This window comes from uncultured Methanobrevibacter sp. (assembly GCF_947169325.1).
Lineage (GTDB): Archaea > Methanobacteriota > Methanobacteria > Methanobacteriales > Methanobacteriaceae > Methanocatella.
Map to the genome: position 1 here is coordinate 1 of NZ_CAMVPN010000079.1, position 10,580 is coordinate 10,580.

General features: G+C 38.4%; 10 protein-coding genes and 1 pseudogene. All 11 read right to left on the minus strand.

The window, feature by feature from the left end; translation table 11 throughout:
- The coding region (locus tag Q0W26_RS09720; protein WP_298524558.1) for a 30S ribosomal protein S19e at positions 1–413 on the minus strand (413 nt) is incomplete at its 3' end.
- Between the two features lie 95 nt (positions 414–508).
- Entirely contained in the window at positions 509–766 is a 258-nt protein-coding gene (locus Q0W26_RS09725) for a YhbY family RNA-binding protein (RefSeq protein WP_295611887.1), read from the minus strand.
- Complete coding sequence (locus Q0W26_RS09730) at positions 735–1,100, minus strand: ribonuclease P protein component 4 (protein ID WP_298524560.1); 366 nt, start codon at positions 1,098–1,100, stop codon at positions 735–737. The genes Q0W26_RS09725 and Q0W26_RS09730 overlap by 32 nt, the downstream gene beginning before the upstream one ends.
- Positions 1,101–1,340: 240 nt before the next feature.
- Positions 1,341–1,613: a type II toxin-antitoxin system VapC family toxin gene (locus tag Q0W26_RS09735; protein WP_298524563.1), complete on the minus strand. Its 273-nt coding sequence runs from the start codon at positions 1,611–1,613 to the stop codon at positions 1,341–1,343.
- Between the two features lie 273 nt (positions 1,614–1,886).
- A complete protein-coding gene (locus tag Q0W26_RS09740; protein WP_298524566.1) occupies positions 1,887–2,075 on the minus strand; it encodes a hypothetical protein in 189 nt (62 codons plus the stop codon).
- A gap of 360 nt (positions 2,076–2,435) precedes the next feature.
- The gene (locus tag Q0W26_RS09745; RefSeq protein ID WP_298524569.1) at positions 2,436–2,981 is read right to left on the minus strand and encodes an adenylate kinase family protein; all 546 of its coding nucleotides are present in this window, start codon (positions 2,979–2,981) and stop codon (positions 2,436–2,438) included.
- A gap of 22 nt (positions 2,982–3,003) precedes the next feature.
- Positions 3,004–4,098, minus strand: a complete 1,095-nt coding sequence (locus Q0W26_RS09750; protein WP_298524571.1) for a GTP-binding protein — start codon at positions 4,096–4,098, stop codon at positions 3,004–3,006.
- 62 nt (positions 4,099–4,160) lie between these two features.
- Positions 4,161–6,905: an STT3 domain-containing protein gene (locus Q0W26_RS09755; protein ID WP_298524575.1), complete on the minus strand. Its 2,745-nt coding sequence runs from the start codon at positions 6,903–6,905 to the stop codon at positions 4,161–4,163.
- A gap of 459 nt (positions 6,906–7,364) precedes the next feature.
- Positions 7,365–9,521, minus strand: coding sequence for a DNA topoisomerase I (gene topA, locus Q0W26_RS09760; protein WP_298524580.1), 2,157 nt, complete (start codon positions 9,519–9,521; stop codon positions 7,365–7,367).
- Positions 9,522–9,648: 127 nt separating this feature from the next.
- Positions 9,649–9,810: a hypothetical protein gene (locus tag Q0W26_RS09765; protein WP_298524583.1), complete on the minus strand. Its 162-nt coding sequence runs from the start codon at positions 9,808–9,810 to the stop codon at positions 9,649–9,651.
- A gap of 39 nt (positions 9,811–9,849) precedes the next feature.
- Positions 9,850–10,580: pseudogene (locus Q0W26_RS09770) on the minus strand (phosphoserine phosphatase SerB); the annotation flags it as partial.

Here is a 10,580-nt window from a genome sequence, read left to right on the forward strand (position 1 = left end):
TCTTTAATGATTTCAGCAGAAATTTTATCTAAGAATGATCTTCCTGCTGGGGAAACAACTCTTCCACCTTCAACTTTTTCTACATAACCTGCGTCTTCCAATTGATGAAGGGCGGTTCTGATGATAGATCCACTTCCTTTTCTGAAAACTTCAGGACGTACGCCACGGTCTTTTTTGCCACCGTAGAAAGTTCTTAAACTCATTACACCTACAGGACCGTCCATGTAAACTCTTCTGATGATGGAAGCAGTTCTAATATACCACCAGTCAGCACTTTCCGGTTTTCTTTCTTTGTGAACACCGGTTTTTACAAAATTGGACCATGCAGGGGAATTGATTTTATCGTTATTTTTTAATTCTTCTGCGACTTTTTTAATTAATAAATCTGCAGGTACATCAAATACAGTAGTCATATTAATTCTCCAATATTTTATTAAATAATTGTAGCTTAATCCACTGTAAATTTAAGACCTAAAAAATAGGGCCTGTAACTCTAAATTTAAAATGTTTAAGGCTTTTTCTTGTAGATTACAGCAACGTGTCCTCTAACGTCAATGAGCTGCGCTCTTGTCTTAGAGACAATTTCATCGATGTAATCATCTTTATTTCTAGCGATATTTTTTGCAAATTTAAGTTTGACAATTTCATTGGCCTTGAGCTGGCGTTTGATTTCCTCAATGACATTGTCATTGACGCCGCTTTTGCCGATGTTGATTGTCATCGCACCAAGAGCCCTATTCATCATTTCCTTTTTTGTATGACTCATATTTAGCTCTCCTTTTTAACTTTTTTTCCCTGCGATAGGGAATTTTCATTACATGACCACATTCACCACAAAAAATGTTAACTTCTGAATTAACTAGCCGGACGGTGCAATTATGGCCAGGATAGAGGAACTTCTTGCATTTCCTGCAATACCTTCTCGCCCATTTTTCAGGGATTTTGGTATTGTACTTTGTGGACAACTTCAAAGCAAGCTCTGTATAGCGATCGGACCTCTCCGGATGGGTGATGAATTCCATCTCGGCACGCTCAAAAAGAATGTTCATTCTTTCAATCGCTATGTCAATCATCCACTTTGGTCGTTTTCCTCTACTCAAAAATATCCTCCTTTAAAATGTAGGATATAATATTCAAAATTGAATTAAAATGATTTGCGCAAATTAAAACAAAAACCATAGTTAGAATAACCTTAGGTTAATATGAATATTAAGAATAAATATGTTCATGCCCATTTATAAAGGTATGTATTTTTTAAAGTATTTTAAATAATGGTGGAAAAAATAAAAAAAATAAGGGATTAATAAAATCCGTATACTCTTTCAATACCTTTAATTTTATCAAAATGATGCAATTCTCCTAATTCCATGATTTTGCATAGTATGCAATATAGTACAATCTGAAAAATTAATGTTTCTATTATAGAATTTAAACTGCTCAAATGATTTTTCATAATCTTCATCAGATAGAAAATCAAATATATTGAAACTGAGTAATTGATGTTTCAAATCATCCAAATCCCCTAAAAAATTATACTTATCAATACTGTTCAAAACTTCAAGAAGTACAGTGACATTGGTGACTTTTGTTTCATTTTCTAAAAATGGTTTCATCTATATTTGGCAAGGATACCTCGACCTCTTTTAGGTCGAGGAGGAATTGCCGTTTTGTTTAGTTTGTAAACTAATATAAAGTTTACCCCCTATTCCTGGGTAAGTTTAGCCTTCGCCAATGTTATTTGAGAGTTTTATGTGAGCAACACTGTTCCTACCATCTCAGAACTGTTTAATCACCCACCTTAGAGCTACAGACTAGGCTTAAACATCTGTAGGTAACTATTATATTTCTCAATAACGTAGACTTATTAATAATAAGTCTGAGGCTATTCAACTAGTGGATTGTGAAAATAACTCACAATCCACGACCTCTACAGGTCGTGGTAGTTGAACCTCCTTCTTTAAACCTTGTAAGACATATTCTTCAATTAAATCATCTGGATTTAATTGTTTTATAGCTGCCTGTTTATTTAAATCCTCAAGTAATGCATCCTCAATGTCAAAACATATCTTGGCCATATTATCACACTTAAAATATGTTTAAAACACACTTAAAGATTTAGTTAACAAGCATTGATTAATTAGCTAGAACAATCAATATAATATTTAACTCCATCATATATTGAGGTTATAGAAGTGTGCAAAAGCACAAAAATGACCAATAAAAAAATAGGGCAAAATTGTAGTGACTTCGTAAAATTGAAGCCATATGGTAAAATTGTTGTGAGAGTGTAAAATTGTTCCCATACAATAATTTAGATATTTCAAAAATAGAAGATACTGGGAGTTTAACAACATCATTTATTTTAATGTTGTGAATGATTTAATTCAATGAAATATGAAACTATTTAAAATTATCAACTGTTGATGTGGATTTAATCAGGGATTTGATATCAACCAATCCATATAATCAATGTGACCTACATCAAAAGATTTCCTGCCGTCAATGACATCACTTAAAACTTCAACAATATCATCAACAGACAACTCTGTGACGTCTATTTCAGATACTTCCTCACCATAAATGTCATAGGCTTCGGCAGTGCACACACCCATGGCTTCAGCCTCGAGGTTTTCACGGATTTTAGCTTCAGAGTAGTCACGCCCTTCAAGCCTTGATTTTAAAACATCAGGATGTACCCTTAAAACGATAACATTATCGGCGCCTGAGCAGAGATGAGACAGATGGCCTTCAAAAACTATAAGTTCGCCGCTGTGTGAAATAATCTCTGAAACTTTCTCATCCAATGCATCAATGTCAATGACCTTGTAGCCTTTCTTATCATCGATTCCCAAAACGAAGTCATTTTCTAAAGCTAAATCGTTAATTTTAATCAGTCTGCAGTTTAATTTATCAGACAATACTTCACTGACTGTTGTCTTTCCGGTACAGGGAGTGCCTGTTATAAAAATAGCATGTTTCATAATAATCAAAAAAAGAGAGGGATTATTTTTTGAGAATAACCCTTAATACATCTTCATCTTCAAGAACGTGGTCGGGACCTACCTTCTGGCCTGGGAATTTGACTGATGTTCCCCAGATTTTAGCATGACGGAAGTTCTTGACGAATTCCCTGTGGAGCTTTCCGCATGCGTCGATTACGGTAGAGCCTTTTTTGATAACCAGCGGATCTTCCATGTCCGCCTTTCTTCCCTGAGGTTTGAGGTATACTCGAATCAGGTCCAGATTGTCGAATATCAAGTCCTTAAGCTCATCGATGTTGGTATTCTTGTCGGCGGAAATCGGAATGAAATCCGGAATGTATTTCTTGAGCTCTTCAACATAGGCATCATCGACCAAATCCACCTTGTTGAGCAGTATAAGCATAGGAACGTATGACTTGTTGCGGTCAAGCACGTCAATGAACTGGTCCATTGTAACGTCGTCCCTGAATAGAACATCTGCATTGATGTATCCATATTCGTTGAGAATTGACCTTATTGTCTTTTCATCCATATGTGTCAGTTTGCAGGTGGATGAAACCTTAACACCGCCCAGCTTTTTCCTTTTGACAGTAACGTCAGGCGGCTGTTCGTTTGGTCTGATTCCAATAGCCCTCAATTCCTTCAGGATGACCTTGATGTGCTGCGGATTGAATGTATCAAGCACCACCAGAATAAGGTCTGCAGTTCTTGCAACGGACAAAATCTCCTTACCTCTTCCCTTGCCGCTGCTTGCACCTGTAATGATTCCCGGAATATCGAATACCTGAATCTTGGCATTCTTATGTTCCATTACTCCCGGAACGATGTCCAAGGTGGTGAACTGGTAGGCTCCAACCTTACTTTCCGCATTGGTAATGTTATTTAATAATGTGGATTTTCCCACGGAAGGAAATCCTACAAGCACGACTGTAGCGTCTCCTGATTTTTTGACGTGGAAACCCTGGCCTTTGGAACCGCCGCTGCTTCTTTGCAGAGATTCCTCTTTTAATTTGGACAGTTTGGCCTTAAGTTTACCAATGTGGTGAGAAGTAGCCTTATTATATGGTGTCTTTTGAATTTCTTCTTCAATATCCTTTATTTTCTCTTCAATCCCCAATTTAAATCACCAAAAGGTTATAAAAATAAAAAAAAAGTTTATAGATTAGGAAAAATCCCAATCTAAGTATTTGTTGAATTGCTGCTGGAAGTGGAGTTGCTTGAAGTGCCTGAGCCTCCGCCAGCAACAGTGTTTCCAAAGTTCACGTTGAACAGCATTACACCAGATTCTGTGTGAACCGGTTCGAAAATGTTCTGACCTGCTCCTCCAAGTAAGTATAGTTGAGTGAACATTGAATTGGACAGCTCATTACTTATGAGAATTGGAGTGTAGTCGTTTCCGGTACCCATCAGGAACAGTGTGAAGTTGGCGTCTTTGACATCACCGACTGATTCGTTTTTCATGATGTAACCGTCTTCAATGACGATTATGTTTGAAATGTTCAGTGGGTTGTATGGAGTGTCGTTAACCATAATCTGTTGACCGTTTTCAGTGTAGACCGCTTCAGTGTATCCTGAAGTGGTGTTGTTTCCAGTTCCTCTGGTAATCACTGCATTGATTGTCATACCTTGGTCATCAAGCAATACAACTTTACCAGTGCTTCCAGGCTGAACCTGCACTGAACCTGATTGAGGTATGTAGTAGTTGTAGTTTTCAGATGTCTGGTTTTCGAAGTTCCAAGCACCGAAGTAAGTCCACCAACCTGCTTTTTGAAGCATATCTGAAGATGCGACAAATATTACAGGACGTATATCCTCAGGGTGAGTCAGTTCGGTTACGTTTTTAGCCTGTTCAGCATTCAAATTATATTTGCTTGTCAATGCCTTTTGAGCGTCGCTTGCAGTCATTGGCAAGATGTCAATTAAGATGTCTGTTGCCTTACCTGCATCGCCTGTGTATTCAATCAACATGTTTTGAGGCTCTGTACCGGAGGTATCCAACATCCTGAAGATTCCTGCGGACAGTTCCAGATTGCTTGTAGTCATCGCCTGACCCAGCCAGAATGCACGGTCACCTGACTGAGAACCCCCATCGAAGGTTACTTGCCTGTCGGCAGCAATCTCGAAGAGGTAACCGAAGTCCCACCAGGATGTGAGTACGGTATCATTGTCGGTATTTTCATTAACCCATGTCATTGCATTCCACATTGCATCACTGGTACCCGGCACAACATTTTCTGAAGTCAGGTATGCACCGCAGACTGACGGTGTTATCAATGCGAGCACTAAAGCTATTACAAGCACATATTTCTTAAGAGGCACTTTTTTGCTTGCGACATTCGGTTTGATAGCATAAACAGTAACCAGACCGATTGCAACGATAGCCATGAACAATACGACTGCATAAATTGTATTGATCTGTGTCAGTGGAATGGCTGCAAGGAATCCTAAGATAAAGAGGATTGCAACAATCCATTTGTCATTGTCAAGCTTATTTTTGAAGTAGTCGATTGCAAATCCTACAAATATACCTGCCATGAGACCGAACGGAAGTACGATTGTGGTAATGAACCTTGAACCTCTACTTACAGCAAGGGCTGTGATTACAACCCAAACGATGAAGAGTGTCGCATACAATACGGTCAGGTGTTTTGAAGCGAATATGTCATTGCTTGAACCGAAGTCCATGTTTGAAATGTTGATTTTTGATTTTAAGTCGTCATCCAATTTTGTAGCGGAAGCTTTCCTTTTACCTTTTGGAGGTTTTTTGGTAGTGCCTGCAGGAGCTTTGACCTTATCCTTTCTGAATTTCAAAGCTTTGGACACTAATGTGTACATTACAAACAATCCTGCGAACAATATGGAGATACCGCCCATACCGTTTACTACTCCGTTGGTGTTTGCTAAAAATGCTGAAGTCATACCTGAACCGAGCAGGTTAGGCATTTGCATCTCTGCAACGGAAACGAGAACGTTCGGGAATCCACCAATGGAACGGGAAGCGGATTGCAGTGAAAGCAAGCTTAGCAAGTTATTGAAAATGTTTAATGCACCATCCAGGCCTCTGAATATTGCAATAGAACCGAAACCTATTACGGCCAAGATGACAAGGGAGATTACAACGTTCTGACGGATGAACCACATTAGCTTGCTAGAATATTCGTCCTGGTTGTCTTCCCCGATATTGAAGATGTAGCATGCAATCAAATAAGCGACCGCAAATATTCCCATAAGACCTATGTAAAAGATATAACCAGTCCATGATATGGAAAAGAGTCCTATTGAAATCATTGATATGATTGCAAACAGCACTTTCAATATGATATTTTTTGCCCTTATACATTCAACGAAGAAGAATATGAAGAGCAGTGAGAATATGTAATAAAACATATCTGTATCGAAAAATCCTGGGAATGTGTGCGCAAAGTAGTTCGGAGCAAGAACTATAATGACTGTGGCCACGATGGCTCCCCAGTCATTGGTCAGTCTTCTGGCAAAGATGAATGCCGGAATTACGGCCAATGTTGAAATGACTGCTCCAGTCCAGAATGCGACTTCTCTTACAGACATGTCGCCGAAGAACTGGCCGGCCCAGTCATGCAAGAACGAAGTAATATATACAATACCCAGTTCGTAATTAATCTGATTACCGGTAGGAGCGTACCTGTGCATATCCCACTCGCTACCATTTACCATTTCGTCCCCTACATAGCCGTGATCTACATAGTCTTCAGTCAACCTCAAGTTATAATATGAATCCATTTCACTGAAATAAGGAAGACCGGAAGAGTCAACATATTCCCCTTTAGCTTCTAGGGGAAATGCATTCAAATCGGCTGCAGGAGCTTTTAATGCAAATACAATAGCCAATAAAACCAGTATGATAACAACTGATTTTGCTACTGTCATCATTGTTTCTCTATTCATCAAAATCCTCATTTTTAGTTTATTTTAAAAAAACAATTGCCTTTCATGACAATTTCATGAATCATTAAAGTAAAAATTCTTTAATTAATATCGATATTAAATTGGACTTCTCCAACATGAGCGATGGAGATTCGCACACCTGAACCAAAAAGTACATTCAGGAATTTACTGCATCGCAGTCCGTACGATTTCAAATAACAGTACAGTTTATCCGCAGATTAAAGGGCGAATATACAGTACCAATTGGATAAAAATATTATAATATTTTTATTAAGATATATTTATAGTTTTTAACATTATTAAGTATTTTGCATATCCCACATTATACAATATAATATATATACTCATGAAAAATAAGTACAGAATTAAAAAACATGAAAAATATTTCAAAAAAACAAAAAAGTCAGGAAAATAGTGTACAATGCACTAAAATCCAACATCATTTAAAATTTGTAAGAATCATTTTAACTTGCTTTCCAGCTCCTCGAGTGAACATGTGAAATTGCACTTAGGAAAACCGCTGCATCCGACAAATTCACCGAATCTTCCGGAACGCTTAAGCAAATCCTTTCCGCATTTAGGACATTCCCCTACAACCTTAGGGTCATGAGGCTTGGTGGCCTTTTCCTTTCCGCAGTTAGGATCAAGACACATTTCCTGCTTGTTCTTGCCCTTTCCTGCAACAATCATCGGAAGGCCGCATTTTTCACATTTGCTCTTGATGATTGTGGCGTTTCTTGGAAGTGAGTATGTGACATTGCAGTCAGGGTAGTTTGTGCATCCGACAAAGTCGCCATAACGTCCGGACCTTTTAACCAGCTTTCCGCCGCATCTGCATGCACCGACAATGTTGCTTGCCTGGTATGCCTCGTAAAGCTTTGATCCTATGCCCTGCATGTTCTTGTCGATGTCGCCTAAAATCTCCTTGACGTCCTTTTCGCCCTCATCGATTACGCTTTCCTTTGTGGTCTTGTCCTGGTTTATTCCTTCAAGCTTAATTTCCAAATCCCTTGTAAGCTTTTCGGAAGTCAGGTTATGACAGTATGTGGTCAGTGTGTCAATCAGGTCCTCGCCCAATTGATTTACTTCGATTTTGGTGCCGTCAATGTACTGCCTGTCATATAGCTTATCGATAATGTCAGCACGTGTGGCCTTGGTTCCGAGGTTTTTCTTTTCAAGTTCCTTTATTAATGAAGCCTGATTATATCTTGCAGGAGGCTTTGTCTCCTTCTCATCGGAAATCAGCTCCTTGACGCTCATGACATCTCCCTCTTCGACTTCAGGGAACCTTTCATCATCGATTTTTTTGAACGGATAATGAGCCATCCATCCCTTATGGGTGACCCTTCGGCGTTTGAAGCGGAACTTTTCGCCTTCAATATCCAAGGTAGTGCTCATGGTCTCGAATTTCGCTGATTCGAAAAATACAGCAATGAACCTGTAAACGATCAGATTGTAGATTTTCTGCTCGTCACTGCTTAGTTTTGCAGGCAGTATTCCGGTAGGGTGAATCGGAGGGTGAGCAGCATCAGTCTTTCTTCCGTTGTGAGGTTTAAGCTTGGAAGGAAGCTCGTCAATGTGCTTTTTGAATTCAGGATTTCCTGCAAGCTGTCTGAAAATATTGTCGAATCCTAAACTTTCAGGCAATACCTGTGATGAAGTACGAGGATATGAAGTGTAACCTGCACTGTAAAGGTTTTGAGCGGCAATCTGAGTTCTTTTAGGTGAAAATCCGAATACGCTATACGCTTCAGCCTGAAGACCGCTTAAGTTAAATGGAACTGGAGGTCTTGTCTTTGACTCGGAGAGCTTGATTTTATCAACGACGGCATCCTTGCCGTTGCACTTGTTGAATATCTCTTCAGCCAACTGCTTATCAAAAATGTTTCCTGCAACGTGCTTGATTTCAATATCTTCGAAGTCAAGAATCGCCCTGATGACCCAGTAAGGTTCAGGCACGAACTCACGAATTTCCTTTTCACGTTTAACAAGAATTGACAGGGTTGGAGTCTGAACCCTTCCAACGGATAACTTTAAAAATCTGTGCTTGGTTTTTCTAACGGAGTTGGATAATGCGATTGAGAGATTCATTCCGAAGTAATAGTCAAGTATGTGTCTTGCGATACCGTTATCGACCTGATGCATGTCAATGTCTATTCTGTTTTCATAAGCGTCCACAATGTCCTTTTTTGTCAGTGTGGAGAACTTCATTCTTGATGCCTTGCTCAATGAGTCTTCGCCGCAGGCATATTTCAATGCATTGAACCCAATCAATGTCCCTTCAACGTCATAATCGCATGCATGGATATATGAATCAGCGTTTTTGCCCACCTTCTTGATTGTTCTCAAGTAATCACGGGTGAATGCACTGCTTTTGCTTACCTCATGTGAAGGAGCCCAATGAAGGTCAAAGGAAACCTTGTACCTTTTTGACTTTTCCGGAACCAGTGAGTACAAATGACCGACACCGGATACGACTGTGATGTCCTTGGAATCACGTGTAAGTTCCCAATATTTGACTTTCTTATTATAGACTTTCTTTTTAGCACCGGGCGATAAGGCTTTTGCTATCTTTTCAGCAGAACTAGGTTTTTCGCAAATTATTACTTCATGCATTAATTAATCCCCAACCAAATTTTTACAAATAATATTTTAATGAAAGTTATGATATAAAAAGATTTCTATTGAAAAAAATCTTATGAAAAAAAATAGTGATATAATGCTTAAATCGCCTAAAAAAGAATCATTCCTTTTTAGGAGTCAAGTCTTCATTGTAAAAACGGTAAAAATCAGCACAGAAATCACAGATTGGATATTTTCCGTTTCTATAATATCCCAAATCGGCTTTTGCCATGTCAAATTCCTTACCGCAAATAAAACAAGTTTCGATTTTTTCTTCTGACATGCTATTACCTAAAAAAATAAAAAAATAGAGGTTAATTGCTTAACCTATATTGTATTTTTGCAAGAGTAAGATCTCTTCTGTGGAAACTTTTCCACCTTGTTTAAATTTAGCAAAGATTTCTTCAGCTCTTTCCCTTTCTTCACGGTTTTTGTTAGGACCGGAACTTCCTTTGTTATCGTTTTTCCTTTTCTTAGGTTTGTTGGAACCTAATTTTTTGTTGATAACATGGATGTCGCTTAAGATAGCTTTGAATTCTTCATGTTTAGCGGAAGCGTTTTTACGTGCTTCGATGAATTTCTTATGAGCTTCGTCAGCTGCGGTTCTGATGTCATCGGTTTTTCTGAAGTAGGTGAGCATTTCTTCGTGAGCTTCTTGAGCCTGTTCGGAAAGTTTAATAACTTTTTCGTGCTCTTCTTCAGATTTCTTTTTAAGTTCTTGAGCTTCGGTTTTAACGGATTCATCTTCGTGAATTTCCATTAACTGTTTTCTTAAATCATTTGCATTTTTAACAAGTTGATTCTCTTTTTTGATGTCTAAAACGCGAGTTTCAATGATTTTATCAATCTTTTTGATTTCGTTTTCTATTTTGATTTTATCGCGTTTACCTGAAGACCATTCAAGACTTTTGATTTTGTTATTAGCTTCGTTACGGGCTTTTTTAGCTGCTTCAACTTCTTTGTTGATTTCGTTACGTTTGTTTCTGAATTCAATAGCCTTATTTAAGTTTTCTTTCAATGATGCGTTTAATTCATCACGGATTTTACGTTGTT

Bases quoted from the DNA above. Each gene is read 5' to 3' on its own strand.
- Q0W26_RS09735 (WP_298524563.1), bottom strand. From the start codon at position 1,613: ATGAAACCATTTTTAGAAAATGAAACAAAAGTCACCAATGTCACTGTA.
- Q0W26_RS09765 (WP_298524583.1), bottom strand. From the start codon at position 9,810: ATGTCAGAAGAAAAAATCGAAACTTGTTTTATTTGCGGTAAGGAATTT.
- Q0W26_RS09725 (WP_295611887.1), bottom strand. From the start codon at position 766: ATGAGTCATACAAAAAAGGAAATGATGAATAGGGCTCTTGGTGCGATG.
- Q0W26_RS09755 (WP_298524575.1), bottom strand. From the start codon at position 6,905: ATGAATAGAGAAACAATGATGACAGTAGCAAAATCAGTTGTTATCATA.
- Q0W26_RS09745 (WP_298524569.1), bottom strand. From the start codon at position 2,981: ATGAAACATGCTATTTTTATAACAGGCACTCCCTGTACCGGAAAGACA.
- Q0W26_RS09740 (WP_298524566.1), bottom strand. From the start codon at position 2,075: ATGGCCAAGATATGTTTTGACATTGAGGATGCATTACTTGAGGATTTA.
- topA (WP_298524580.1), bottom strand. From the start codon at position 9,521: ATGCATGAAGTAATAATTTGCGAAAAACCTAGTTCTGCTGAAAAGATA.